Annotated in this window: 18 protein-coding genes and 1 pseudogene; 4 read left to right on the top strand and 15 right to left on the bottom strand. The window is 63.6% G+C overall.

The window, feature by feature from the left end:
- Positions 1-108 precede the first annotated feature (108 nt).
- The 6 genes from SUTH_RS03135 to SUTH_RS03110 all read right to left on the bottom strand — a co-directional run bounded on the left by SUTH_RS03135 (position 109) and on the right by SUTH_RS03110 (position 7,239).
- On the bottom strand, positions 109-921 hold the full coding sequence (locus tag SUTH_RS03135) for an ABC transporter ATP-binding protein (protein ID WP_041097015.1): 813 nt from the start codon (positions 919-921) through the stop codon (positions 109-111).
- Between the two features lie 93 nt (positions 922-1,014).
- Positions 1,015-2,349, bottom strand: coding sequence for an ABC transporter substrate-binding protein (locus SUTH_RS03130; RefSeq protein WP_041097013.1), 1,335 nt, complete (start codon positions 2,347-2,349; stop codon positions 1,015-1,017).
- A gap of 100 nt (positions 2,350-2,449) precedes the next feature.
- The gene (locus SUTH_RS03125) at positions 2,450-3,526 is read right to left on the bottom strand and encodes a branched-chain amino acid ABC transporter permease (RefSeq protein WP_041097011.1); all 1,077 of its coding nucleotides are present in this window, start codon (positions 3,524-3,526) and stop codon (positions 2,450-2,452) included.
- A 15-nt stretch (positions 3,527-3,541) separates the two neighbouring features.
- Entirely contained in the window at positions 3,542-4,471 is a 930-nt protein-coding gene (locus tag SUTH_RS03120; protein WP_041097009.1) for a branched-chain amino acid ABC transporter permease, read from the bottom strand.
- Positions 4,472-4,483: 12 nt separating this feature from the next.
- The gene (locus tag SUTH_RS03115; protein ID WP_041097007.1) at positions 4,484-5,269 is read right to left on the bottom strand and encodes an ABC transporter ATP-binding protein; all 786 of its coding nucleotides are present in this window, start codon (positions 5,267-5,269) and stop codon (positions 4,484-4,486) included.
- Positions 5,269-7,239, bottom strand: a complete 1,971-nt coding sequence (locus tag SUTH_RS03110; RefSeq protein WP_041101557.1) for an AMP-dependent synthetase/ligase — start codon at positions 7,237-7,239, stop codon at positions 5,269-5,271. The genes SUTH_RS03115 and SUTH_RS03110 overlap by 1 nt, the downstream gene beginning before the upstream one ends.
- A 176-nt stretch (positions 7,240-7,415) precedes the next feature.
- On the opposite strand from SUTH_RS03110, the gene SUTH_RS03105 reads away from it, so the two are divergent.
- Positions 7,416-8,072 (top strand): Crp/Fnr family transcriptional regulator, encoded by a 657-nt coding sequence (locus SUTH_RS03105; RefSeq protein ID WP_041097005.1) that lies wholly within the window; start codon positions 7,416-7,418, stop codon positions 8,070-8,072.
- 58 nt (positions 8,073-8,130) lie between these two features.
- Here SUTH_RS03105 and SUTH_RS03100 read toward each other — a convergent pair whose 3' ends face one another.
- From SUTH_RS03100 to icmF, 3 genes are all read right to left on the bottom strand, one after another.
- Positions 8,131-8,979 (bottom strand): 3-hydroxybutyryl-CoA dehydrogenase, encoded by an 849-nt coding sequence (locus tag SUTH_RS03100; RefSeq protein ID WP_041097003.1) that lies wholly within the window; start codon positions 8,977-8,979, stop codon positions 8,131-8,133.
- Between the two features lie 588 nt (positions 8,980-9,567).
- Positions 9,568-9,804, bottom strand: coding sequence for a DUF1902 domain-containing protein (locus tag SUTH_RS03090; protein WP_041097001.1), 237 nt, complete (start codon positions 9,802-9,804; stop codon positions 9,568-9,570).
- A 49-nt stretch (positions 9,805-9,853) separates the two neighbouring features.
- Positions 9,854-13,123, bottom strand: coding sequence for a fused isobutyryl-CoA mutase/GTPase IcmF (gene icmF, locus SUTH_RS03085; RefSeq protein WP_041096999.1), 3,270 nt, complete (start codon positions 13,121-13,123; stop codon positions 9,854-9,856).
- Between the two features lie 100 nt (positions 13,124-13,223).
- Between icmF and SUTH_RS03080 the strand changes: the two genes are divergently transcribed.
- Entirely contained in the window at positions 13,224-14,285 is a 1,062-nt protein-coding gene (locus SUTH_RS03080; protein WP_052473154.1) for an AraC family transcriptional regulator, read from the top strand.
- Positions 14,286-14,312: 27 nt separating this feature from the next.
- Here SUTH_RS03080 and SUTH_RS03075 read toward each other — a convergent pair whose 3' ends face one another.
- The 3 genes from SUTH_RS03075 to SUTH_RS03065 all read right to left on the bottom strand — a co-directional run bounded on the left by SUTH_RS03075 (position 14,313) and on the right by SUTH_RS03065 (position 16,910).
- Entirely contained in the window at positions 14,313-15,941 is a 1,629-nt protein-coding gene (locus tag SUTH_RS03075; RefSeq protein ID WP_041096997.1) for a DUF342 domain-containing protein, read from the bottom strand.
- A 121-nt stretch (positions 15,942-16,062) separates the two neighbouring features.
- A complete protein-coding gene (locus SUTH_RS03070) occupies positions 16,063-16,554 on the bottom strand; it encodes a hemerythrin domain-containing protein (RefSeq protein WP_041096995.1) in 492 nt (163 codons plus the stop codon).
- Positions 16,551-16,910 carry a hypothetical protein gene (locus tag SUTH_RS03065; protein ID WP_148312839.1) on the bottom strand — a complete coding sequence of 120 codons (360 nt, stop codon included), beginning with the start codon at positions 16,908-16,910 and terminating at the stop codon, positions 16,551-16,553. The genes SUTH_RS03070 and SUTH_RS03065 overlap by 4 nt, the downstream gene beginning before the upstream one ends.
- Before the next feature lie 366 nt (positions 16,911-17,276).
- On the opposite strand from SUTH_RS03065, the gene SUTH_RS03060 reads away from it, so the two are divergent.
- Both SUTH_RS03060 and SUTH_RS03055 read left to right on the top strand, forming a co-directional pair.
- Positions 17,277-18,020 carry a response regulator transcription factor gene (locus tag SUTH_RS03060; protein WP_171817302.1) on the top strand — a complete coding sequence of 248 codons (744 nt, stop codon included), beginning with the start codon at positions 17,277-17,279 and terminating at the stop codon, positions 18,018-18,020.
- A gap of 15 nt (positions 18,021-18,035) precedes the next feature.
- Positions 18,036-19,961 carry a sensor histidine kinase gene (locus SUTH_RS03055; protein ID WP_084207237.1) on the top strand — a complete coding sequence of 642 codons (1,926 nt, stop codon included), beginning with the start codon at positions 18,036-18,038 and terminating at the stop codon, positions 19,959-19,961.
- On the opposite strand, the gene SUTH_RS03050 is transcribed toward SUTH_RS03055, so the two are convergent.
- The 3 genes and pseudogenes from SUTH_RS03050 to SUTH_RS03045 form a co-directional block, all read right to left on the bottom strand.
- Positions 19,941-23,066, bottom strand: coding sequence for an efflux RND transporter permease subunit (locus SUTH_RS03050; RefSeq protein ID WP_041101549.1), 3,126 nt, complete (start codon positions 23,064-23,066; stop codon positions 19,941-19,943). The two genes, SUTH_RS03055 and SUTH_RS03050, sit on opposite strands and share 21 nt — an antisense overlap.
- Positions 23,067-23,207: 141 nt before the next feature.
- A pseudogene (locus tag SUTH_RS19990) lies at positions 23,208-24,491 on the bottom strand (efflux RND transporter periplasmic adaptor subunit); the annotation flags it as partial.
- Positions 24,492-24,721: 230 nt separating this feature from the next.
- Positions 24,722-25,993, bottom strand: a complete 1,272-nt coding sequence (locus SUTH_RS03045) for a TolC family protein (RefSeq protein ID WP_041096990.1) — start codon at positions 25,991-25,993, stop codon at positions 24,722-24,724.
- Positions 25,994-25,996: the final 3 nt, after the last annotated feature.

Below are 25,996 nucleotides of genomic sequence, written 5' to 3'. Positions count from 1 at the left end.
GAAAGACCGACGTTTAGTTTTCTTCGCCTTGCGTGCCTGGGATTCCGCTTCGCGGACAGGCAACGAGGCCTTGAGCAACGCCGCAGCGCGCCGCGTGATCCGCAGTCCTCAAGCGAGCCAGCGTTTGCGGCGGCGGTAATGCTTGGCCTCGCGGAAGCTCTTGCGCTCCCCCGAGGAGATGCCGAGGTAGAACTCCTTGACGTCCTCATTGTTGGCCAGCTCGGCGGCGGCTCCTTCCATGACCACGCGGCCGTTTTCGAGGATGTAGCCGAAATCGGCATAGCGCAAGGCCATGTTGGTGTTCTGCTCGGCCAGCAGGAAGGTGACCTTCTCGCGCTGGTTGAGGTCTTTGACGATGCCGAACACTTCGTCGACAATCTGTGGCGCCAGGCCCATCGACGGTTCGTCGAGCAGCACCATCGTCGGGTTGGCCATCAGTGCGCGTCCGATGGCGCACATCTGCTGTTCGCCGCCCGATGTATAGGCGGCCTGGCTGGTACGTCGTGTCTTCAGGCGCGGAAAATAGTTGTAGACCTTTTCCAGGGTCTGCGCCACCGCCGCTTTGCCGTCGGTGCGAGTGTAGCTGCCGGTCATCAGGTTTTCTTCGATGGTCAGGTGGCCGAAACAGTGGCGGCCCTCCATGACCTGAACCACGCCGCGCTTGACCAGGTCGGCGGGCGTCAGCGCTTCGATGCGCTCGCCACGGCATTCGATCGACCCTTTGGTCACGGCACCGCGCTCGCCGTGCAGCAGGTTGCTCACGGCACGCAGGGTCGTGGTCTTGCCCGCACCGTTGCCGCCCAGCAGGGCCACGATGCTGCCTTGCGGTACGGACAGCGAGACGCCCTTGAGCACGAGGATGACGTGGTTGTAGATCACCTCGATGCTGTTAACGTTGAGAAGGATGTTGGCAGTAGTCATGTGCTCTTTCGATATGCGCGGACCGGTATTCCAGACTTGTCCAGGACTGCTGCCGGACGAGGCGAACCGCACCTCGTCCGGCAGATCCTTACGTCACTTCTTGCAATCTTCGGGAGTACGCGGCTTGATCTTCTTTTCTTCCGCGTACTTGGCCGAGGCCAGCATCACCATCGGGCGCAGCACCTTCTCGTCGCCCTGATACCAGTCCGACGTGAAGTTCCACTTCTTGCCATCCCAGGTGTGAATGCGTGCCCACGCCGAACCCATGTGGTCGAGGCAGGAGGTCTGCACCGGGCGCATCACGCCGGCAAAGCCCAGGCCGTCCAGCGACTTCTGGTCGAGATTGATGTTCTCCAGGCCCCAGCGCATCTGTTCGCCGGTGATGCGCTTGCCCTTGCCGTAACGCGACTGCGCCACGCGCACGGCTTCAACCTGCAACATCGACGAAATCAGGCCGCGCATGTAAAGCACCTGGCCGACTTCTTCCTTCGGACCGGTCCCCTGACCCTTGGCATGCAGTTTCTCGAGGACTTCCTTGATCACCTTGGCATTCGGCTCGGCGCCATGCTGCATGGCCAAAGCGTTGTAGCCCTTGGCACCATCACCCACGTCCTTGACATCCGGCTCGGCACCTGCCCACCAGATTCCGTACATCTTTTCACGCGGATAACCGGTGGCCTGCGCTTCCTTGATCGAGGTTGCGTTCATCACGCCCCAGCCCCAAAGGAATACATAATCAGGCTTGCTCTGGCGAATCTGCAGCCAGGTGGCCTTCTGTTCCACACCGGGATGAGCAACCGGCAGCAACTGCACATCGAAACCGTGCATCTTGGCACGCTCCTGCAGCAGGGCGATCGGCTCCTTGCCGTAAGGGCTGTCGTGATAGACCAGCGCGACCTTCTTGCCCTTCAGCTTGTCGAATCCGCCTTCCTTTTTGGCAATGTGCTGAACCAGCACGTCGGCGCCCATCCAGTAGGTGCCGACCAGCGGGAAGTTCCAGCCGAACACGGCGCCGTTCTGCGACTCGCTGCGGCCGTAGCCGGCGGTGATGACCGGAATCTTGTCGACAGGAGCCTTTTCCGTCAGGGCGAAAGTGATACCGGTAGACAGCGGCTGAACTGCCGTCGCGCCGCCGTGCTTGCCCTTCAGGCGCTCATAGCACTCGACACCGCGGTCGGTGGCGTATCCGGTTTCGCATTCTTCCCAGATCATCTTGACGCCGTTGATACCGCCGCGCGCATTGGTCAACTTCATGTAGTCGACAAAGCCGTTGGCCCAGGGCGTGCCATTGGGCGCGTAAGCGCCGGTGCGATACGCCAGCACCGGGAAGAACTGCTCCTCGGCCGCATATGCCGCGGGTGCGGCAAGCACAGCGGACAGGCCAACCGCTGCGACAGAAGCGGCTACAGCTAGTTTGCGTAGATTCATGTTGTCTCCTCCTAGGATGATTTAGTGTTACGCGTACAAAAACCCGATAAAACCCTGTATGCCACGTCCGGCAATCCTGCTCACCGGACGCGACCCTGCCTTAGTGCGGGAATGGCCACAAACGCAGTTTTTCCCGACCCGTTGCCCACAACCTTGCAATGCCGTGCGGTTCGACGATCAGGAAGAACACGATGAGCGCGCCGAAGACCATGATCTCGACGTGCGATACCAGGGCGATCGACACTTCCAGTCCGAACAGGCCCCCTATCAGAGGCAGCATCTGATTGAGAAAGATCGGCAGGATCACGATGAATGCCGCCCCGAAGAAACTTCCCGAAATCGCGCCCATGCCACCGATGATGACCATGAACAGCAGGGAAAAGGAACGATCGATGGAAAACGCGGCAGGCTCCCAGGAACCAAGATTGATCATGCCCCAAAGAGCGCCGGCCACCCCGAGATAGAACGAGCTGACGGCGAAGGCGGTGAGTTTGGCGTACATCGGGCGGATGCCGATCACGGTCGCTGCCACGTCCATGTCGCGAATCGCCATCCATTGCCGGCCGATACTGCCGCGCACCAGATTCTTCGCCATCAGGCTGAACACGACCAGAACGCCGAGGCAGAAAAGATATTTGTCGGTCGGGCTGTCAATGGTCCAGCCGAAGAGAGAAATGTCCGCCACCGAAACCGAGCCCGATGACGCGTTATTGGTAAACCACTTGATGCGGAGAAAGGCCCAGTCCCAGAAGAACTGTGCCGCAAGCGTCGCCACCGCGAGATACAGCCCGCGCACACGCAAGCTCGGCGCACCAAAAACGATGCCGGCGGCGGCGGCAACCAGTCCGCCGAGCAGAATCGCTCCGAGCGCCGGCATGCCGTCGACCCGGATCAGGAAATTGTAGGCCGCGTAGGCGCCTACCGCCATGGAAGCTCCCGCCCCGAGGGTGATCTGTCCGCAATAACCGACCAGGATGTTCACCCCGAGCGCCGCCAACGACAGGATCAAGAAGGGCACGAGGATGGCGCGAAACATGTACTCGTCGACCAGCATCGGAATCCCGAAGAAGGCGAAAGCGATGATGGCAAGAATTGCCCAGCGATCCTGCGGGATCGAAAACAGCTGCTGATCCGCCTGGTACGAGGTCTTGAACTGACCGTTTTCTCTATAGAACATTCCTAGTCCCTCGAATCAAACACGGTCGATGATTTTCTCGCCGAACAAACCTTGCGGTCTGAACAGCAGGAACACCAGCGCCAGCATGTAGGCAAACCAGATCTCGATGCCGCCACCCACATAAGGGCCCAGATAGACCTCGGACAGCTTTTCGCCGACACCGATGATCAGCCCGCCGAGGATCGCTCCCGGGACGGAGGTCAGGCCGCCGAGAATCACCACCGGCAAGGCGCGCAAGGCCACGGTCGAGAGCGAAAACTGGGCGCCCAGTTTGGAGCCCCAGATGATGCCGGCCACCAGCGCCGTGATGCCGGCGACGCACCAGACGATGACCCAGATGCGGCCCAGCGGAATGCCGATCGACTGCGCCGCCTGATGGTCGTCCGCCACGGCGCGCAGCGCCCGGCCGGTTGCCGTCTTCTGGAAGAAAATGGTCAGGGCCAGAACAAGCATGGCGGAAATGAAGGCGGCAACGAAGTCTTCCTTGTTGATCAGGATGCCGCCCTCGAAAACGCTCTCCAGCATCATCACCGGATCCTTGGGCATGCCGACATCGATCTTGTAGATGTCGCTGCCGAAGACCGTCTGTCCGACGCCATCCAGAAAGTAGGCAATACCCAGCGTGGCCATCAGCAGCGTCGCGCCCTCCTGATTCACCAGGTGGCGCAGCACCAGCCGCTCGATCAGCCAGGCCACGACAAACATGATCGCCACCGACACGGCGAAGGCCAGCACATTCGCCATGAACAGGTTGTCCATGCCCAGCCACTCCGGAATCCACTCCGAAAAGCGCGCCATGGACAAGGCGGCGAACAACACCATTGCGCCCTGGGCGAAATTGAACACGCCCGAGGCCTTGTAGATCAGCACGAAGCCCAGCGCGACCAGCGAGTACAGCATGCCGCTCATCAGGCCGCCGAGCAGTGTTTCCAGAAAGAAGCTCATCGTTCAGAATCCTTAATGACTGGCGCCGAGGTAGGCGCTGATGACGTCTGGATTGGCGCGGACTTCATCGGGCGTGCCGTCACCGATTTTCTTGCCGTAATCGAGCACCACGACACGATCTGAAATGTCCATCACGACCCCCATATCGTGCTCGATCAGCACCACGGTGGTGCCGAACTGGTCATTCACATCGAGGATGAAGCGGCACATGTCCTGCTTTTCCTCGACGTTCATGCCGGCCATCGGCTCATCCAGCAGCAGAATCTGCGGCTCCATCGCCAGGGCGCGGGCCAGATCGACGCGCTTCTGCAGACCGTAAGGCAAGCGGCCGACCGGAATCTTGCGGATGTGCTGGATCTCGAGGAAGTCGATGATCTCCTCGACCTTGGCGCGATGTTCGAGTTCCTCGCGTTGCGCCGGCCCCCACCAAATTGCCTGTTGCAGCATGTTGGCCTGCATCTTCAGGTTGCGCCCGGTCATGATGTTGTCGAGCACCGACATGCCCTTGAACAGGGCGATGTTCTGGAAAGTGCGCGCCAGTCCGGCCTTGGCGGCCTTGTAGGAATTCATGTTGGCGAAGTGTTCGCCGCGCAGGATGATCTCGCCTTCCTGCGGCCGGTACACGCCGTTGATCACGTTCAGCATCGAACTCTTGCCGGCGCCATTGGGACCGATGATGGCACGGACTTCATGCTCGAGCACATTGAAGGAAATGTTCTGCAAGGCCCTGACGCCGCCAAAACTGAGGCTGATGTTCTTGAGGTCGAGAATGACCTCGCCGATTTTTCTTCCGCTCATCAGGCTGCCTTCTTCATCACGGGGAAAGTCTTCACGTCGCAAATCGTCAGGTCGGCCGCCACCTTGCCGGTGCGGCCATCCTCGAACTTGACCTGGGTTTCGATGAACTGCGATTTCTTGCCGGAATACAGGGCGTCGATCAGGATGCTGTACTTTTCCGCGACAAAGCCGCGTCGCACCTTTCGCGTGCGGGTCAGCTCATCGTCATCCGGATCGAGCTCCTTGTGCAGCACCATGAAACGGTGGATCTGGGTTTCCGCCACCATCGCATCGTGCGACAGATCGGCATTGACCTGCTCGACGCATTCACGGATCAACTCCAGGACCTCAGGCTTGCCGGCCAGATCCGTATAGCCAGAGTAGGGCAGGCCACGCCGCTCGGCCCAGTTGCCGACCGCGCCCATGTCGATGTTGATGAAGGCGCAAACCATCTCGCGATCGTGGCCGAAGCACACCGCCTCCTTGATGTGCGGGAAGAATTTGAGCTTGTTCTCGATATAGTTGGGCGCGAATATCGCGCCGTTGGACAGCTTGCCGACGTCCTTGGCGCGATCGATGATCTTGAGGTGGCCGTCCTCGTCGAAAAAGCCGGCGTCGCCGGTATGGAACCAGCCTTCGGCATCCATCACTTCGGCCGTTGCATCGGGACGCTTGTAGTACTCCTTGAGCAGCAGTTTGCCGCGCACCAGCACCTCGCCGCCATCCGAAATCTTCACCTCGACGCCGGGCGCCGGCTTGCCGACGCTGTCGAACTTGATCTCGCGATCCGGCTGCAAGCAGACTGCGGCGCAGGTCTCGGTGGCGCCGTAGAGCTGCTTGAGGTTGACGCCGATCGAGCGGTAAAAGCGGAACAGGTCGGGACCGATCGCGGCGCCGGCCGTGTAGGCGACGCGGATGCGGCTCATGCCGAGCACATTGCGCAGCGGCCCGTAGATCAGCACATTGCCCAGCGCATAGAGTAGCCGGTCCATGGCGGACACGCCGGGCTTTGCATCGAGGATGTCCGACCCGCAACGCTTGGCCACCGCCATGAAGTAATGGAACATGGCCCGCTTCATGGCGCTGGCATCCTCCATGCGGATCATCACCGTGGTCAGCAGGTTCTCGAACACCCGCGGCGGGGCGAAATAGTAGGTAGGCCCGATCTCGCGCAGGTCGGTCATCACCGTGTCGCCGGACTCGGGACAGTTGATGGTGAAGCCGGCCACCAGCGCTTGCGCATAGGAGAACAGGTGGTCCCCGACCCAGGCCATCGGCAGGTAGGAGAGGATGTCTTCCCGCTCCGTCAGATGGTCGAAATCGACGCCGCTTCTCGCCGCGGCGATGAAGGTTTCGTGGGTTTGGCAAACACCCTTGGGCTTGCCCGTGGTGCCGGAGGTGTAGAGCATCACCGCTACATCTTCGGTACGCCCCTTGGCCACTTCGCCCGGAATGAAGTCGGGCTGATTCTTGTCATGGATCTTGCCCATGGCGATCACTTCATCGAGACCTTGCAGGAAGGTCTGCGTGTAGTGGCGCATGCCGCGCGGATCGTCGTAGAGGACGTGCTGCAGGCTGGGGCACTGGCCCTTGATTTCGAGAAGTTTGTCGACCTGTTCCTGATCCTCGACGATGGCAAAACGAATCTCGCCATCGGTCAGGACAAACACCATCTCGGCCGCCACGGCATCCTGATACAGCGGCACCGGAACGCCGCCCAGCATCTGCGCCGCGCACATTGCCCAGTAGAGACGGGGGCGGTTGTCGCCGATGATGGCCAGGTTGTCGCCACGCTTGAAGCCGAGTTCGGCAAGGCCGCAGGCCATGGCGCGGACTTCTTCCGCAACCTGGCTCCAGTTCCAGGTTTGCCAGATGCCGAGATATTTCTCGCGCGTTGCCGGGCGATCGCCTCGCGTCGCCGCATGATCCAGCAGCAGACGGGGAAATGTATCGAGCGAGCTTGCGGCCCGCCCCGATTGGGATACAGCCATGCGTTTTCTCTCCTCCAGCGCTACCGATACGGATCCGGTTTTCTCGCGCGCTTGTGTCGCAATCAATCCGTTGCGGCGATGTTGTTTCGCTTCAGCCATTCAGTCTAGGCGATTCTCCAGCCTATAATTGTCGCGTGCCTGACAATTGCCAAAATACCGTACTTTCGCTCGAAGATATGCTGCGCCGCACAAGCTGGGCGCAGGCATTGTCAGCCGAGGACTTCGCCCGCGCCCGGGACGGTACGATCGAACGCATGGTACCGGCTGGCGGCTTTGTCTGCAGCAAAGGCGAGCCGGTGGACCACTGGCACGGCGTCATCGAAGGCCTGGTCAAGATGTCCAGCGACTGGGCCACGGGCAAGACCGCCAGCTTCACCGGCATTGCCCCCGGCGGCTGGTTTGGCGAAGGCTCGATGCTGAAGGACGAACCGCGCCGTTATGACGTGGCTGCCCTGCGCGATACGCGCGTTGCCTGCATGCGGCGCGAAACCTTCCTTTGGCTGCTGGACCACAGCATCCCCTTCAATCGCTTCATCATCAACCAGATCAACGAGCGACTGGGCCTGTTCATCGGCCTGCTCGAATCGGAACGGCTGCTGGACGTAGACGCCAGGGTGGCGCGCACCATGGCGGCCCTCTTCCATCCGGTACTGCAGCCCGGCATCGAATCCCGCATCGCCATCTCGCAGGAGGAGGTCGGCCGCCTGGCCGGCGTCTCGCGCCAGCGCGTCAATCGATCCCTGCAGTTGCTGGAAGACGCGGGCTTCCTCACCAACGCATACGGCAGGATCACCGTCCACGATCTGGATGGCCTGCGCCGCTTCGGCGGCTAGAAGCTAAAACGGGACGGCATCGCCGTCCCGCCATCGCCGACTATTCGAAGTGCGATCTTCAGTACTGGTAGAAGCCGCGCCCACTCTTGCGGCCCAGATAACCGGCCGCGACCATTTCCTTCAGCAACGGCGCGGGCCGGTACTTCGAATCGTTGAAGCCCTCGTAGAACACCATCATCACCGCCAGCATGGTGTCCAGCCCGATCATGTCGGCCAGCGCCAGCGGGCCGATCGGATGGTTGCAGCCCAGCTTCATGCCGGCGTCGATCTCCTCGGCCGACGCCAAGCCCTCGGCGTAGACGAAGATCGCCTCGTTGATCATCGGACAGAGGATGCGATTGACGACGAAGCCGGGATTGTTCTTCACGGTGATCGGCGTCTTGCCCAGCGCCTTCGCCAATGCCTCCACCTTCGCATGCGTCTCGTCGGTCGTCTGCAATCCGCGAATCAGTTCGACCAGCGCCATCATCGGCACCGGATTGAAGAAGTGCATGCCGATGAACTGGCCGGGGCGCGCCGTCGCCGCCGCAAGCTGGGTAATCGAGATCGACGAGGTGTTGCTGGCGATGATGGTCCCGGCGCCGATCACGGCCTCGGCTTCCTTGAGGATGCGCAGCTTCAGCCCTTCGTTCTCGGTCGCCGCCTCGATCACGATGTCGACGTCCTTCATGTCGGCCATTTGCGTGGTCGGCTTGATGCGCGCCATCGCCGCCGCCTTCTGCTCGGCCGTCATCTTCTCCTTCTTCACCAGCCGGTCGAGGCTGCCGGAAATCGTGGCAACACCCTTTTGCACGGCGGCGTCGTTGATGTCCAGCATCACCGCGTCGATGCCCGCCACCGCACAGGCCTGCGCGATGCCATTGCCCATGGTGCCGGCGCCGATGATGCCTACTGTCTTGATCGTCATTTGCTGCTCCCCAGGAAAGATTGAACTCCAACCAATATTCTATCGCGCCGCAAACGCCTGTTACGGAGGGACCAACACGAATCCTCGTATATTGAGCGGCCGTCGCTCAATATACGAGGTCAAGCTTCCGCAGGAATTTGGCTGCCGAAGCGCGGCGGCACGCCCGCCCCTTCGGACCCGGAAATATATGCGGATAAGTAATGGCCGAAAAAGTCGGCTATGGCGGAACGGCGGCTATGTGGCCGAACCGAGCCATTCACAACACAGCCTGCGGGCGACACCGCCTGCCGCCGTCCCGCCAGCGCCGACTTTCCACAATCAAAAGTGTTTGGGCAGTCCAGCTTGCTTCAGCACTGTATTCGCCGTGTGTCGTGATTTGATTTTCTGGTCAACCGGGAAACGCACTCCGGTGTGCGGCGAAAACGAAGCAAAGCGGAGTTTCAGTGAAGGCTAACGCCAGCCGTACCGGCGTTAAGCGCAGCGGCCGAAACTAAACCCAAATGTCGTGATCGCCCTTGCCATGACGCTCGAAGCGGTAACCGCCCTCGGTGAGCAGGCGCTTCAACTCCGGGGTGAAATTGCCACCCATCAGGCCGCATTGCGCTGAGCGACGAAGAACTTGCGGGCGAGCAGTTCGTAGGGTACGTCGACACCGTCGGGATAGCCGTTGGCGTCGAGCAGTTCGGGCACCATGATCCGCAGCTTCGCCGAGAGTTCCTCCATCGAATCGGCCTCGGTCGCAAGGCCGGGAACGTCGTCGGAGGTCGCCACCCAGACGTTCGCCTCATCGTCCCATTCGGCGCGTATGAAAAGTACCTCGTTCATGACAATCCCCGAGGTCGCAAGCATTGATGGCGATTATACGCGCCGGCCCTTACATGCTGCGCCGGTACTGCCCGCCGACTTCGTACAGAGCATTCGAAATCTGCCCCAGCGAACAATGGCGTACCGCCTCCATCATCACCGCGAACACGTTCTGGTTGTCGATCACGGCCTGCTTCAGCCTGGCCAGACAAGCCTCTGCCTCACCGGCGTTACGTGTCTGAAAATCCTTGAGGCGCGCGAGTTGCGACTGCTTTTCGCCTTCGGTCGAGCGCGCCAGTTCGATCTCGCTCGCCACGCCCGATCCGTGCGGATTGAGGAAGGTGTTGACGCCGATGATGGGATAGGAACCGTCGTGCTTCTTGTGTTCGTAGTGCATCGACTCTTCCTGGATCTTGCCGCGCTGGTAGCCGGTTTCCATGGCGCCCAGCACGCCGCCGCGCGAGGCGATGGCTTCGAATTCCTTGAGCACGGCCTCTTCGACCAGATCGGTCAGCTCCTCGATGATGAAGGCGCCCTGGTTCGGGTTCTCGTTCTTCGCCACGCCCCATTCGCGGTTGATGATGAGCTGGATCGCCATGGCGCGCCGCACGCTCTCCTCGGTCGGCGTGGTGATGGCTTCGTCGTAGGCATTGGTGTGCAGTGAGTTGCAGTTGTCGTAGATCGCGATCAGCGCCTGCAACGTGGTGCGGATGTCGTTGAAGTCCATCTCCTGCGCGTGCAGGCTGCGGCCCGAGGTCTGGATGTGGTACTTGAGCTTCTGGCTGCGCTCGTTGGCGCCATAGCGATTCTTCATCGCCACGGCCCAGATGCGGCGCGCGACGCGGCCGATCACCGAGTATTCCGGGTCCATGCCGTTGCTGAAGAAGAAGGACAGGTTGCCGGCGAAGTCGTCGATGTGCATGCCGCGCGCGAGATAGGTTTCGACGTAGGTGAAGCCGTTGGCCAGCGTGAAGGCGAGCTGGCTGATCGGGTTGGCGCCGGCCTCGGCGATGTGATAGCCGGAGATCGAGACCGAGTAGAAATTGCGGATCTGGTTGTGGACGAAATATTCCTGGATGTCGCCCATCATTTTCAGCGCGAACTCGGTCGAGAAGATGCAGGTGTTCTGGCCCTGGTCTTCCTTGAGGATATCGGCCTGCACCGTGCCGCGCACCGACGACAGCGTCCATTCGCGGATTTTCTCGGCCTCTTCCTCGGTCGCGTCGCGGCCGTTCTGCTCGCGGAATTTTTCGATCTGCTGATCGATGGCGGTGTTGAGGAACATGGCCAGGATCATCGGCGCCGGACCGTTGATGGTCATCGAGACCGAGGTCGCCGGGTCGCAGAGGTCGAAGCCGGAGTAGAGCACCTTGAGGTCGTCCAGCGTGGCGATCGAGACGCCGGAATTGCCGACCTTGCCGTAGATGTCCGGGCGCGGATCGGGGTCGCAGCCGTAGAGCGTGACCGAATCGAAGGCCGTTGACAGGCGCTTGGCCGGCATGCCTTCGGAAACTTTCAGGAAGCGCTTGTTGGTGCGGAAGGCATCGCCCTCGCCGGCAAACATGCGCGTCGGGTCTTCGTTCTCGCGCTTGAAGGCGAACACGCCGGCGGTGTAGGGGAAGGAACCGGGCACGTTCTCGCGCATGAGGAACTTGAGCAGTTCGCCCTCGTCGTCGAAGCGCGGCAGCGCGACCTTGCGGATTCTGGTGCCGGACAGCGTCTCGTAAATCAGCCCGGTGCGAATTTCCTTGTCGCGGATCTTCACCACGTATTCGTCGCCCGCATAGGCCTTCTTCATGTCCGGCCACATTGCCAGCAGTTTGCGGGCGTGGGGCGTGAGCTGGCCGTCCTTCCAGACAATCAGCTCGTCGAAATCAGCCGCGTTCTTCTTGCAGCCCTCGAAGATGGCCTTGGCCGTTTTCAGCGACTGGCGCTCACGCGCCAGCAGCGCCTGCTCCGCGATGTGCGAGTGATAGCCGCGCAGGGTATCGGCGATATCGGCCAGATAGCGCACGCGATCCGCCGGCACGATGGCACGGCCGGCGGAGGAACTCTTGACCTTCACCGCCGGCAGGGCGCTCTTGCCGAACTTCAGCCCGCGCTCGGCCAGGCGCGGCGCCAGCGCCTGATACAAGGCGGTGACGCCGTCGTCGTTGAAGCGCGCCGCCATGGTGCCGAATACCGGCATGTCATCCGGCTTCTCGCCGAACCTTTCGCGATTGCGCTGGTACTGCTTGCGCACGTCGCGCAGCGCGTCCTCGGCGCCCTTGCGGTCGAATTTGTTGATCGCGACGAAATCGGCGAAGTCGAGCATGTCGATCTTTTCCAGTTGCGAGGCGGCGCCGAATTCGGGCGTCATCACGTAGAGCGAGACGTCGACCAGCGGCACGATGGCGGCGTCGCCCTGGCCGATGCCCGAGGTCTCGACCACGATCAGGTCGAAGCCGGCGACCTTGCAGGCGGCGATGACGTCGGGCAGTGCCTTGGAGATTTCGCTGCCGGTGTCGCGCGTCGCCAGCGAGCGCATGTAGATGTTGGGATGGCCGATCGCGTTCATGCGGATGCGGTCGCCCAGCAGCGCGCCGCCGGTGCGCTTGCGCGAGGGGTCGATGGAAATCACGGCGATCTTCTGGCTGTCGGCCTGATCGAGGCGGAAGCGGCGGATCAGCTCGTCGGTCAGCGATGACTTGCCGGCGCCGCCGGTACCGGTGATGCCGAGAGTCGGCGCTGGCGACACGGCGGCTTTTTCCAGCAAAGTCTTTTTCGCCTTTTCGGGCCAGGCGCCATTCTCCAGCGCGGTGATGATTTGCGAAAGATTGCGCAGGCGCTCGGCGCGATCGTCGACCTCCAGCGCCTTGATGTCCTGCGGCGAGCGGCGGCTCAAGTCGAGGTCGCAACGTGCCACCATGTCGTTGATCATGCCCTGCAGGCCCATGGTCTGGCCGTCCTCGACCGAGTAGAGATGGCTCACGCCGTAGGCATGCAATTCCGCCGCCTCGGCCGGCACGATGACGCCACCGCCGCCGCCGAATACCTGAATGTTCCCGCCACCGCGCTGCTTGAGCAGGTCGATCATGTACTTGAAGAATTCGACATGCCCGCCCTGGTAGGACGATACCGCGATGCCCTGCGCATCTTCCTGCAAGGCCGCGTTCACGATCTCGTCCACCGAGCGGTTGTGGCCGAGGTGGATCACCTCGACACCGGACGATTGCAGGATGCGCCGCATGATGTTGATCGAGGCGTCATGGCCGTCGAACAGCGAGGTGGCGGTAACGAAGCGCACTTTGTGCTTCGGCTTGTAGGGCACCAGCTTGGCGGCAATGCTGAGATCGGTCATGGTGGCGGCTCCAGTCCTGACGGCAGAGCTTGAATGATAGGCAATGGCTCGCCATGTCGCCATGACACAAAACGACGAGTACTATGCATAATTCGCCATTATGACCAGCCAGACCCATCAAGCAAGGAAGTCCGCCGGAAGCCCGTCGACTGTCGCAATAGGCTTTGTAAGCGGCATTCTTTCAGGGGTTTCACGGGCCGGCCTGGTTCCGGAAACCCTGCTGGAACATGCAGAAATTGCCACGCATCTGCTGCATGATCGAACCGCCCGGATTCCAGTGGCGCGCTATGCCGCGCTCTACCGCTTGATCAACGAACGTCTCGACGACGAAGGCTTCGCGCTGTTTTCACGCCCTCTCCATCGCGGCAGTTTCGAGTTTCTCTGCCGCGCGGCGATCTCCGCGACGACACTGGAAGAAGCGCTGGAGCGCATCGCCCGCTTTCTGCATGTCGTCCTCGACGACCTCGATGTCGAGGTGGAGAAAAGCGGGCGCGCCGCCGTCATCGTGATCAGCGAGGAGCAGGCGCTGCCCGTCGGCCCGGCCGGACGCGTGTTCGCCTACGAATGGCTGTTGCGCATGATCCACGGCCTGGCGGCATGGCTGGTGGCGCACCCGCTGCCGCTCGACGAGGTCAGCTTCCCCTATCCACCGCCGCTGCATGCCGCCGACTACGAACTGGTCTTCGCGCCGCGCTACACCTTCGACGCGCCGCGCCTCGAAGCGCGCTTTCCCGCCGGGTGGCTGGCCCTGCCGGTGCGCCGCGACGAAGCGGCGTTGAGGGTTTTCCTCGCCGACGCGCCGGCCAGCATCACCACGCTCTACCGTCGCGACCGCGCGCTCGCCTTGCGCGTGCGCGAGCATCTGCGTGCCGCCCTGCCGGAGCAGCCTGCGCTGCCCGCGATCGCCCGCCGCCTGTTCCTCTCCCCGCGCACGCTGCACCGGCGACTGGAAGACGAGGGCACCAGCTTTCGCGCCATCAAGGACAGCCTGCGCCGCGACCTCGCCATCGACTGGCTGACCAAGACCGCGCGCCCCTTGAGCCGCATCGGCGCCGACCTCGGCTTTGCCGACGCCGCCGCCTTCTATCGCGCCTTCACCGGCTGGACCGGCAGCGGCCCGCGCGAGTACCGCAAGCGCTTTGGTCGCACGGCAACGACCTGAATACGCTGAAGTTGGGACAGCCTCCGGCTAGGCCTTGTCCTCCAGCGGCATCCGGGCCAATCCGTGCTCGGTCAGCCCGATCGCGCAAGCCCCCTGCTCGCCCACCACGCGGTGGCGCTGGTTGCCCATCAGCACTTCGGCGCCCTCGTAGATGGCCTGCTCGGCGATCACGCGCGACTGCAGGGAGAGTTCTATCTTCTTCGTCAGCACGTCCTGTTCCTCGCGCATCGCAGCGATCGCTTCGCCCAGCGCGCCAGCCGTCGTGCGCGCCTTTTCGATCATCTCGGGGCGCACCTTGCCGGGATTCTTGTGCGCGAAATCGAGCAGCTTGCTGATCTCGAGCAATTGATTTTCCTTGCCGTCGCGATCCTTGGCCATTTCGAGCAACTGCTTGTGCATGGAAGGATTGACGCCGATCTCGAGGCGCGTGGCAACCCGGTTGGGAGACCCGATCACCTTGGCCGTGATCGACAATGTCGCCTGCGCCTTGCCGCCGATGATGTGGCCTCGCTTCTGGTTGCCGACACGAATGTGGTTGTGGGCGGTGAGTTCGCATTGCATCGCCACGTCGTCGATAAAAATGCTGTCACCGGCTTCAATAGCGGCTTGCTGGGCGAAGGCGGCGGTAAAGCAGCCGCCGCATTTGATGCGATGCTCGGCACCACTCTTGCGGCCGAGGCTGCCGATGGCGCCGCCCTTGATGACGATGCTGCCACCGGCCTCCAGTGTTGCCGACTCGACCACGCCGCCAACTTCGATGTCGCCCGTGGCGCGCACCGTCATGCCGGCGCCGACCTCGCCGTGAACCACCACGCTGCCGTCGAAATCGATGTTGCCGCTGGCGGTGCCGACCTCATCGACCTTGTACAGCGGCTCGACGATCATGCCGCCTTTGACCACCACCGGCTGCCCGGAAATCGCCGCCAGCAGCAAATCCGGGTTCTCCGGCGCAAAGGTGGTGCCCGCCAGGTTGGCGGAATACATCATGTCCTTGCCGGGTTTCGGCGGAATCGGCTCCCCGCGCAGCGTCACGCCATCGCGGCCTGTCGTCGCCGGGTGGCGCAGCATCAGCTTGTCGCCCGGGTGGACCACCAGGATTTCGCCCATGTCGCGGTAATCGGTATGTCCCGACTCGTCCACCCTGGGCACCCGGCTGCGCACCTCCGGCAGCAATGACTCGAATCGTCCGTCGCTGCCGTGCACCGGGGCCCGCCCGATGGCGACCACGACGCGCTGGGCGGAACCGGCGGCGATTGCGGCGGCGATGGCTTCGTCGAGAATGCCCTGTTCGATCCCCTGCTCCGTCAACGCCGCCAGCACGGCCTCGCGAGTGACGCCGGCACCGCCCTGTGCCGGCACGATGTCGAGATGGGCCGCCAGACCATCGGGCGAAATGGCGATGTGCATGCCGGCATCGACTTGCTCCGCCAGCTTCACCGTCACCGTGCCTCCGGTGTTGTACTTGGCGAGAAGCAGCATTCCCGCCGTCGGCAGATAATGCAGCCCGCCGAATCCCAGTTCGGCGAGCCGGGCGATCAGCCAGGCTTCATCGACCGGTTGCGCCGCCGGATCGGGCACCACAGTCGCAATCAACGCCCTGACTTCAGTGTCAAGCCTGAAGCTCAGTCCCGCGCCACGCTGCTGCTCGGTGCCCATAGACCCCCCGTTAACTGCGCCGACATCTGTCGGACCTCAAATAACGGGTTGATTCTACCGGCTATGACGCCGCTTCGCGTCGGCGCGGCGAAGAAGTGCGGACGCTTCGGGATGCCGTATTTCAGGCGCGGCGCTGCCTGTCGCCGACAGGGCGATTCAGGAGCGCGGAAAGTTCGGCATCAAATTCCAGCGCATGGCCGCGAATCCAGTCGAGCACCAGTGATTCGAGCTCCCTTGCGCCGATCGCAGGCTGGCAATCATTGAGTTTCGCCGCGGCAAGGTTGTAGCGCGTGGAAAAACTGACATGCGCGCGACGATGCCGCTCGCAATGGGCTTTCGTCGTCTGGCTGCGGGGCAGGGAGTTCATCAGCTCATGCTCGCGCTGGAAATGCTCGAGCAGCAGGGCCTGCATCCTGCCGCAAAGATCCTTCAGCAGGCCATGGCATGACCGGGTTTTCTTCTCGGGGCAGACATCGCATCGGCAGTCCGCGCCCGCGGACTCATCGCAGACCTGCTCCAGCGCTTCCAGAATCATGGCAAGCGCGCTGTGATCGGCGTCGATCCCGGAATTGCCGAAGTCATATCTGAATTCGGGCATCGCCACCTGGCTCATGGACAGGCTCCCCGCGAGCAAACCGCGCACTCGCCGCCAAGCAGGAAATCGCGGCAGGCGCTGCCCGCATTCGGCGCGGCAGCGGCGCCCGTCAGCACGGACACATACGCTGCTTCCAGTTCATCGCTGCAGCCTTCCAGGGACAGTTCCCCTCCGGTCATTTCCAGCAGCAGAACGAGCAGTTCGATGGCCCCCTGGCGGAACTCCGTCACGCCCTTCAGATCGAGATGCAGCGCCCTCGCGCGTGCGGGCCAGTTCATCCTGAAGCGCCGCATGAGTTCCCGCGCGACTTCGCAGTCAAACTCCCCGGTTACCGCAACCCGGAGGCGCTTCCGCGCATCCAGCACGATATTCATGGTCATGATGCATCCTTCGTCCGGAGCAAAAGCCATGGCCGCGAAACAGCCCGTTCGGTGCTGCCTGCCGCAAACTCGGTGATCGATTCGAACAGCATGACTTGCTTCGGCCTGTCCCTGTAGGTGATCCCTGCAAAGTTACTACTGCCCCGCGGCTCCGTCATCACCCGAACGGGTGAGCCTGGACCGAAATCCAGGGCCTGCCTTTGGACACCCGGTCCCCACCGCCCGACGGCAGGCATCTTCCCGGAAACTTGCCGTCGGGTATAGTTGGCGCCATGGTGTGCCAAAGCCTTGCTAGAGCAGGCGCATCGCGAGGGACTCAGGGGAGGCGGAGCGGGACCCACACAAGCTGATGGGCGGCCCGTGAAGGCGGATGGAACTGTCTCGATTGCGGACGGGGAATTCCCGGCGCCAGCCGACGTCCGGATTCGAACACCTAGCTGCAATGCCGTTCATGAAGGATCTTGTTGCGTGCAGACAGACCGCCGCAGTCCGTTCGCCCTGATCGTCGAGGACCATCCGCTGGTCTCCGATTCGCTTGTCGCCTGCATCCGCGACTGCGATGCGGCATTGCGGGTGGACACTGCGGAATCCCTCCGCGCCGCGTTGCGCATTCTTGCGCAACGGCCGATGCCAGTGCTGGTCGTGACCGATCTGACGCTGACCGACGCCAATGGCATGGAAGCGGTAAAACGCTTGCGCGCAGCCGTACCCCACAGCCCGTTGCTGGTCTTCACGGCGCTGGATGATCCGGAATTGCGCAACGAAGCGAAGGCCCTGGGGGTGAGGGGCTACCTCATCAAGAACGCATCGACCCAGACGCTGCGGGACGAAATCCGGACCGCATTGGGCGGACGCCCGCACGGGCCACACGCCGCTCCCGTCGGCACGGCCGCGCCGGACCCGCTGCTTACGCCAAAACAGCGCGCCGTGCTTGAAGAACTGGCGGCGGGCCGCAGCAATCACCAGATCGCCGCGCGGATGAACATCAGCGAAGAAACGGTGCGCTCCCACATGAAGGAAATCCTCGGTCGACTCGCGGTGAAGAATCGCACCGAAGCCGTTGTCCGCTACCTCCAGATGCTCAGACCCGATGCCCGCCGCTGACGCCCGGAAGCAGGAATGAGGCGCGGACTTCCCGCTCTTCTCGTGGCCGGCTGCATCGCCTGCCTGGCGCTCACGGCGCACGCGTCCCCTCCGGTGCCCGTCGAGGTCGGGCCCGAAGCGGAACGGGTGGCCGTTTGGCCAACACTGCGGGTGGTGGTGTCGGCCGACAGGAACCTGGGGGCCGCTCAGGCGGCGGTACTGGCCAACGGCGGCGGCGCAATCGCCGTCGATAGCCCGAATCACATTTTCGGTCGCGGCACCGCACCCTACTGGGCCCTGTTTTCCCTGTACAACCCCGCGCCGTCGGAGCAGCTGCGGCTGCTCGCGGTGGAAACCACCACCCAGTTCGACATGCGCCTGTTCGCGCGGAGCGCAACGGGTGCGTGGCGCCAGCTTCCCTCGCTGGCCGATGCCGCGGCCGGACGTATCGGCGGCGGCACCACGCGTCCGGCCTGGGCGCTTGAGCTGGCGCCACGGCAGGCCACCGAATTCCTGTTGCGCATCGAGGGTCCGGCCATCGTCCGCTTTCCGGTGTTTGCCTATCACCCGGTGGACTTTGCCGAGCGGGAACGCAACATCACCGTCGCGATCGGCATTGCCCTCGGCGGCTGCCTCTTCATCATCATCTACGCCGCATCGCTGCGGCGCTATCTCGATGACACCCTGATACTCCTGTTCATCTACATGATCATCGCGGACCTGGTCGGCGCCCTGTGGCTGTCCGGATTTCTGGCCCAGCTGTTTCCCATGCTGCCGGAAACCGCGCTCAGTCCGATAGGCTTTGCGGCCTACGCAAGCCTGTTCGGCTGCGGCAGCCTGCATGCTCGCGCCTACCTCAACTGCGCGTCCTGGGCGCCGCGGACGGATTTCCTGTTGCGGGTCCTCGGCTGGCTCTGGCTCGCGCTGGCGCCATTTTTTGCCCTGGCGTTTCCTGTCGCCGCCCGGATTCTTCTGGTCTGGGGCGGTGCCGCGATCGCCGCGATACTTGTCGTCGTTTCCGCCCTGGCCACGCACAGGAAAATCCGCTTCTCCCCCTACATAGGCGTCGCCTGGCTGGCCTACCTGGTCGGCGGAATGTTCTTTCTTGCGGCGCGGATAATCGACAACCCCGTGGCCTGGTCATCGAGCGCCTTCGTCCTGCTGCAAGCCACGGTGGTCGCGGCCTGTTTCGGCTTTGCCATGAGCCAGCGCCTGATGCAGCAGCGGGATGCGCTGGTGGCGGCGCGTCAGCAGGCCGTCATGGAGCGCGAGAAGGCAGCGGCCCTTATGCGTGAGCGCAGCCTGTTGTTTGCCGCCACCAATCATGATCTGCGCCAGCCGCTGCTGGGCGTCAATCTGTTCGCGGACCTGCTCAAGTCCGCCGCCACGCCAGCGGAACGTGAAGAGCGCTCGCGCAAGCTCGATCTGGCGCTGAAGGAGGTCGACGAACTGCTGCTCGGCATCCAGCAACTGGCCACCGTGCACGAGGCGGAGCATCGCCCGGTCATGCAGCGGGTGAAACTCGACGACCTGCTGGCGCCCATCATCGAGGAATACCGGGGGCGATCGGAATACAAGCGCATCACCATCCGCTACGTGCCCTCGCGCCTGTCCATCACGACCCACGTACCTTACTTCCAGCGCATCGTGCGCAACGTGCTCTCGAACGCCATCCGCTACACCGAGCAGGGCGACCGGATACTTGTCGGCTGCCGGCGGGGAGGGGGCCTGCGCCTGGTCATCGCGGATACCGGCCACGGCATGACCGAAGACCAAATCCGGCGCGCGTTCGATGCGTTCCAGCGCTTCGACACCAAGAGCTCCATTCCGGACGGATTCGGCCTTGGCCTGTTCAGCACCAAGAGCCTCGCCAACTCATTGGGTCTGGCGGTGGCCCTGAAAAGCCGCGCCGGACGCGGCACCGAATTCAGCATCGCGCTGTCAGCCTCCGGCACGCCGTGACAGTTCCCGTTCCTTGAGCAGGGCATAGATCGCGGGGATCACCGCCAAGGTCAGGATCGTCGAGGAAATCATGCCGCCGATCATCGGCGCGGCAATGCGGCTCATCACTTCCGATCCGGCACCCGTGCTCCACATGATCGGCAGCAGGCCGGCCATGATGGCGACCACGGTCATCAGCTTGGGCCGCACGCGCTCGACCGCGCCTTCCATCACCGCGGCGTACAAGTCGGCGCTGGCGGCACGGCGATTTTCGGCACGGCAGCGGGCCTGAGCGGCCTCCCAGGCATGATCGAGGTAGATCAGCATCACCACGCCGGTTTCGGCGGCGACGCCGGCCAGCGCAATGAAGCCGACGGCCACCGCCACCGACAGGTTGTAATTCAGCAGCCACATCAGCCAGACGCCGCCGACCAGCGCGAAGGGCACCGAGAGCATGACGATCAGCGTTTCGGTCAGGCGCCGGAAATTGAGATAGAGCAGCAGGAAAATGATCAGCAGCGTCAGCGGCACGACGAGCTTGAGCTTTTCGATGGCGCGCTCCATGTACTCGAACTGGCCGCTCCAGGCGATGTAGTAGCCGGGGGCGAATTTCACTTTCGCATTGACGGCCTGACGCGCGTCGGCGACGTAGGAGCCGATGTCGCGGTCGCGGATGTCGACGTAGATGTAGGCCGAGAGCAGCGCGTTCTCGGTGCGGATGGCCGGCGCGCCCTTGACGATGGCGACCTTCGCCACTTGCCCGAGCGGCACCATGGCGCCGCCCATGACCGGCACCAGTACTTCGCGCGCGATGGCCTGCGGGTCGGCACGCAGCTCGCGCGGGTAGCGCACGCTGATGCCGAAACGCTCGCGGCCCTCGACCGTGGTCGTCACCATCTCGCCGCCCAGTGCCGTGGCGATGGTGTCCTGCAGCTCGCCGACGCCGAGGCCGTAGCGCGCCAGCGCCTCGCGGTCGGGCTCGATGTCGAGGTAGAAGCCGCCGGTGATGCGTTCCGCGTAGGCACTGGTGGTGCCCGGCACGGTCTTCACCACGCCCTCGATCTCGCGCGCCAGACGTTCCATCTCGACCAGGTCCTTGCCGAAGACCTTGATCCCGATCGGGGTGCGGATGCCGGTGGACAGCATGTCGATGCGCGCCTTGATCGGCATGGTCCAGGAATTGGCGACGCCGGGGAATTGCAGCGCGCGATCCAGTTCGGCAATCAGCTTGTCGATGCTCATGCCCGGCCGCCATTCGGATTCGGGCTTGAGGTTGATCACCGTCTCGAACATCTCCGTCGGCGCCGGATCGGTGGCGGTGTTGGCGCGCCCGGCCTTGCCGATCACCGAGGCGACTTCGGGGAAGCTCTTGATGATCTTGTTCTGCGTCTGCAGCAACTCGGCGGCCTTGGTGATCGACATGCCCGGCAAGGACGTCGGCATGTAGAACAGCGTGCCTTCGTTCAAGGTCGGCATGAACTCGCTGCCCAGCTTCGATGCCGGATACAGGCTGACGGCCAGCGTCGCCAGCGCGAGGACAATCGTGGCACGCTTGCGGCGCATGACCTCGGCGATGATCGGCCGGTAGAGCCGGATCAGCACGCGATTCACCGGGTTCTTCGCCTCGGGCATGATCGCGCCGCGGATGAAGAACAGCATCAGCACCGGCACCAGGGTCAGCGACAGGAAGGCGGCGCCGGCCATGGCGAAGGTCTTGGTATAGGCCAGCGGCGAGAACAGCCGGCCCTCCTGCGCTTCGAGCGTGAACACCGGCAGGAAGGACACCGTGATGATCAGCAGCGAGAAGAACAGCGCCGGGCCGACTTCCTTGCACGCCGCGATGATTGCTTCGCTACGGGACTCGCCCTCTTTCAGTCGTTCCAGATGCTTGTGCGCGTTCTCGATCATGACAATGGCGGCATCGACCATGGCGCCGATGGCGATCGCGACCCCGCCCAGGCTCATGATGTTGGAATTCATGCCGAGCGCGCGCATGGCGATGAAGGCGATCAGCACGCCCACCGGCAGCATCAGGATCGCCACCAGCGCGCTCCTCGCATGCATGAGGAACACCAGGCAGACCAGCGCGACGATGAGGCTTTCCTCGATCAGCGTGTTCTTCAGCGTCTCGATGGCGCGATGGATCAGGTCGGAGCGATCGTACACGGTTTCGATCGTGACGCCGGCGGGAAGGCCGGGGGCGATCTCGGCAAGCTTTTCCTTGACGCCGTGGATCACGTCGAGCGCGTTCTGCCCGTAGCGCGACATGGCGATGCCGGACACCACCTCGCCCTCGCCGTTGAGTTCGGTGATGCCCCGCCGTTCGTCGGGACCCAGCTCGACGTGCGCAATGTCGCGGATCAGCACCGGCGTGCCCCGCTCCGCTTTGACGACAAGGTTCTCGATGTCGGCACGCCCGCGCAGGTAACCGCGCCCGCGCACCATGTACTCGGTCTCGGCCATTTCGACCACGCGGCCGCCGACGTCGCGGTTCGATTCACGGATCGCCTTCGTCACCGTGGACAGCGCGACGCCATAGGCGCGCAGCTTGACCGGATCGACGACGACCTGGTACTGCTGGACGAAGCCGCCGATGCTGGCGACCTCGGCCACGCCCGGCGCCTTGGTCAACTGGTAGCGGATGAACCAGTCCTGGATGGTGCGCAGTTCGGCCAGCGACTTGTCCTTCGCCAGCACCACGTACTGATAGACCCAGCCGACCCCCGTTGCGTCCGGACCGAGTTGCGGCGTCACGCCTTTCGGCAAACGTCCGGCGGCGAAGTTCAGGTATTCGAGGACGCGCGAACGCGCCCAGTAGATGTCGGTGCCGTCCTCGAAAATCACATAGACGAAGGAGGCGCCGAAGAAGGAAAAGCCGCGCACCACTTTCGACTTCGGCACCGAAAGCATGGCCGTGGTCAGCGGGTAGGTGACCTGGTCTTCCACCACCTGCGGCGCCTGGCCCGGCACCTCGGTGTAGATGATGACCTGCACGTCGGAGAGGTCGGGCAGTGCGTCGAGCGGCGTCTTCAGCACGGCATGGATGCCGGCCAGCGTGACGAAAATCGTGGCGAGGACGACGAGGAATTTGTTCCGCGCCGACCAGTCGATGAGGGCATTCAGCATATTAGGGTTCCTTCCCCCGGCCCCCTTCCCAAGGAAAGGGGTGACGGCAGTTCGGCCACTTCCGTGGCCTCCGGGTAGCTGGCTGGCCCCGCCTTGGGGCGGCCCGGCGGCGGGGCGTTCACCCTTTGCGTCGAGTTTGGTGATCACCCACTCGCCGGGCTTGCGCTCGACGAACTCGATGCTGATGGCACTGCCCGGTTTCGCCTTGTCCACCAGCGAGGGATTGGCCAGCACGAAGTCCATGGTCATGCCCGGCCACTTGAGGCTGGGCACCGGGCCGTGCGTCACGGTCACGCTGCCGGCCGCGGCATCGATGGCGTCGAGCGTACCCGTCGCCTGATGGCTGACTGCCTTCGTCGCTGGCGCAGCATCTGCGGCGAACCCGCTCAGCGCGGCCTTCAAGTTGCTTTCGGCATCGATCAGGAAATTCGCCGCGACCACCACCGTGTCGCCAGCGCCGACTCCCTCGCGAACCTCAACGTACTCATCGCTGCGCGCACCGAGTTTGACCTCGCGCGGCTCGAAGCGGCCGGCCCCTTTCTCGATCAGCACGACCTGCCGCGTTCCGCTGTCGATCACCGCCGACACCGGCACCGTCACCACCTTCTCGCGACCGCCCACGGCCAGTTCGACGCTGGCGTACATGGCCGGCTTCAGCAGGCCTCCGGGGTTGGCCAGCTCGATGCGCACGGGAATCGTCCGCGTCTCGGCCTTGAGCGTGGGATAGATGTAGGCGATCGTGCCGCTGAAGTTCTTGTCCGGATAGGCGTTGATGCCGAGCTTGACCTTCTGCCCGAGCTTGACCAGCCCGATGTCGCGCTCGAAAACATCGGCCAGCACCCATACCGACGAGAGGTCGGCAATCTGGTAGAGCATCTCGCCCGGCATGAAGCGCATGCCGGCGACGGCCTTCTTCTCCAGCACCACGCCACCCACCGGCGAGCGGAAAGTGAGTGTGCGCTTTGCCTCGCCGCCCGCCGCCAGCGCCTTGATCTGCTCCTCGGAAATGTCCCAGTTGCGCAGGCGCACCAGGCTGGCGTCGGCCAGCTGGCGCATGCCCGACTGCATTTCGCTGCTGGCCTCCTTCAGCGCCGCGACGCCCTTCGCCGCAACCACGTACTCGCGCTGCGCCGAGACCAGTTCCGGGCTATAGACCTCGAACAGCGGCTGACCCTTTGCCACCGGCTGGCCAGTGGCATTGACGTGCAGGCGCTCGACCCAGCCTTCGAACTTCGGCGCCACGTTGTGCAAGCGGCGCTCGTCGATTTCCACCCGGCCGGCGGCCCGCACCTGGCGTGCCAGTTCGCGCAGCGCCGCAGGCTCGGTACGCACGCCGAGCTTCTGCACCTTCTCCGTGCTGATCCTCACCTCGCCTGCAACCGAGCCGCCGCCGTCCTCGCCTTCGTAGACTGCGATGTAGTCCATGCCCATCGAGTCCTTCTTCGGCACCGGCGAGGTGTCCGGCAGGCCCATCGGGTTGCGGTAGTAGAGCAGCTTGCGCGGGGCCGCAGCGGGCGCGGCAGCGGGGCCGGCTGTCATCGCCGTGTCGCCGGCGCCAGCGCGCTGCGTCCCTTCGGGAACTTTCTTGTTCCCCAGCCAGTAGCCGCCGCCGACGGCCAGCAGCAGGGCCGCCAGCACAGCCGATATTTGATATTTCATAGCTCTTCTCCCACCATCTTTTCGATTTCGGCCAGCCGCATCTGCTGGTCGCCGCGCGCCTTCACCAGTTCATTGCGGGCGCGGCGCAGTTGCCGGTGCGCATCGAGCACCGCGGCGAAATCCACGCGGCCGTTTTCGTAAGCGGCCAGCGCCGCGTTCAGATTCAGTTCGGCCTGCGGCAAAAGGCCCGTGGTCACCAGCGACTCCAGCCGTCGCGCGACGTCGAGACCGGCCAGGCTTTCGCTGAGTTCGGCCAGGCTCTGGTTGAGGTTGCCCTGGCGGCGCAGGCGCGCCGCTTCGAGGTTCAGCTCGGCCTCGCGTTCCTGTGCCCGCCGGCTGCCCTGCTGCAGCGGAATGTTGATCTCGAACATCAGCTCCCACTCGCTGACGCGGTTGCGGGTCTGGGTCGGCGAGATGCCGAGGTTCACGTCGGGATAGCGATTGCGCGCCACCAGCTCGCGCCCCTTCTCGGCGCCGGTGATGCGTGCGTCATCGGCGGCCAGTTGCGGGTTGTTGGCCTTCAGGCGCGCCTCCAGTGCGACCATGTCCAGTTGCGACACCGGGGGCAATGGGCGCAGCTTTTCCGGCGGGCGCAGCCTCACGTTGCCGGGGCGTCCCAGCAGGGCCCGAATTCGAGCAGCGGCCTGTGCACTCTCGCCTTCGAGCATGACCAGGTCGGTCTCCATGGCAATGATCTCGGACTGGGCGCGCAGGGCGTCCTGCTGGCTGCCAAAGCCGCTGGCATAGCGGGTGCGGGCGGTCTCGGCAACGCGCCGCATCAGGTCCAGGTTTTCCTGTGCGTAACGGATGCTGCTCAGGTGCACATGGTGCTGCGCATAGTTGAGCTTGATCCGCGTCGCCAGTTCCAGCCAGCCTGCGCGCGCCTTCGCCTTCGCCTCGTCGGCGCCGGCACCGGCGACCTCGCGCCGCAAGTCGCGCTTGCCGAACCAGGGCAGGTTCTGGCTGATCGCGTAGCGCGCACTGCCGATGCGCGGCGGCAGCAGGTTGGCGCTGGCCGCGTCGTTGCCTTCGTTGGTAACGTTGCGCAACTCGGTACGCAACATCGGGTCGGGCAGCGCGCCGGCCGGCTCGACGCGCGCCGTGGCGGCCTCGGCCTCGGCGCGCAACGCGGCGAACTCGGGATGGCGGCTGCGGGCGAATTCAAGCAGGCTTTCGACACTGCCGCCGATCACCTGCTCGGGTTCCGCGGCACGGGCATATCCTCCCGCCAGCAGCAGCATCGCGAGCAGGATAGGGGCGGGGCGCATGGC

The sequence above is a fragment of the Sulfuritalea hydrogenivorans sk43H genome (assembly GCF_000828635.1).
In the GTDB taxonomy this organism is placed as follows: domain Bacteria; phylum Pseudomonadota; class Gammaproteobacteria; order Burkholderiales; family Rhodocyclaceae; genus Sulfuritalea; species Sulfuritalea hydrogenivorans.
This window is presented reverse-complemented; position numbering and strand designations above follow the sequence as displayed.

Bases quoted from the DNA above. Each gene is read 5' to 3' on its own strand.
- SUTH_RS03090 (WP_041097001.1), bottom strand. From the start codon at position 9,804: ATGAACGAGGTACTTTTCATACGCGCCGAATGGGACGATGAGGCGAAC.
- SUTH_RS03105 (WP_041097005.1), top strand. From the start codon at position 7,416: ATGCTGCGCCGCACAAGCTGGGCGCAGGCATTGTCAGCCGAGGACTTC.
- SUTH_RS03130 (WP_041097013.1), bottom strand. From the start codon at position 2,349: ATGAATCTACGCAAACTAGCTGTAGCCGCTTCTGTCGCAGCGGTTGGC.
- SUTH_RS03135 (WP_041097015.1), bottom strand. From the start codon at position 921: ATGACTACTGCCAACATCCTTCTCAACGTTAACAGCATCGAGGTGATC.
- icmF (WP_041096999.1), bottom strand. From the start codon at position 13,123: ATGACCGATCTCAGCATTGCCGCCAAGCTGGTGCCCTACAAGCCGAAG.
- SUTH_RS03045 (WP_041096990.1), bottom strand. From the start codon at position 25,993: ATGCGCCCCGCCCCTATCCTGCTCGCGATGCTGCTGCTGGCGGGAGGA.
- SUTH_RS03125 (WP_041097011.1), bottom strand. From the start codon at position 3,526: ATGTTCTATAGAGAAAACGGTCAGTTCAAGACCTCGTACCAGGCGGAT.
- SUTH_RS03080 (WP_052473154.1), top strand. From the start codon at position 13,224: ATGACCAGCCAGACCCATCAAGCAAGGAAGTCCGCCGGAAGCCCGTCG.
- SUTH_RS03065 (WP_148312839.1), bottom strand. From the start codon at position 16,910: ATGAATATCGTGCTGGATGCGCGGAAGCGCCTCCGGGTTGCGGTAACC.
- SUTH_RS03075 (WP_041096997.1), bottom strand. From the start codon at position 15,941: ATGGGCACCGAGCAGCAGCGTGGCGCGGGACTGAGCTTCAGGCTTGAC.
- SUTH_RS03070 (WP_041096995.1), bottom strand. From the start codon at position 16,554: ATGAGCCAGGTGGCGATGCCCGAATTCAGATATGACTTCGGCAATTCC.
- SUTH_RS03050 (WP_041101549.1), bottom strand. From the start codon at position 23,066: ATGCTGAATGCCCTCATCGACTGGTCGGCGCGGAACAAATTCCTCGTC.
- SUTH_RS03110 (WP_041101557.1), bottom strand. From the start codon at position 7,239: ATGGCTGTATCCCAATCGGGGCGGGCCGCAAGCTCGCTCGATACATTT.
- SUTH_RS03055 (WP_084207237.1), top strand. From the start codon at position 18,036: ATGAGGCGCGGACTTCCCGCTCTTCTCGTGGCCGGCTGCATCGCCTGC.
- SUTH_RS03100 (WP_041097003.1), bottom strand. From the start codon at position 8,979: ATGACGATCAAGACAGTAGGCATCATCGGCGCCGGCACCATGGGCAAT.
- SUTH_RS03120 (WP_041097009.1), bottom strand. From the start codon at position 4,471: ATGAGCTTCTTTCTGGAAACACTGCTCGGCGGCCTGATGAGCGGCATG.
- SUTH_RS03115 (WP_041097007.1), bottom strand. From the start codon at position 5,269: ATGAGCGGAAGAAAAATCGGCGAGGTCATTCTCGACCTCAAGAACATC.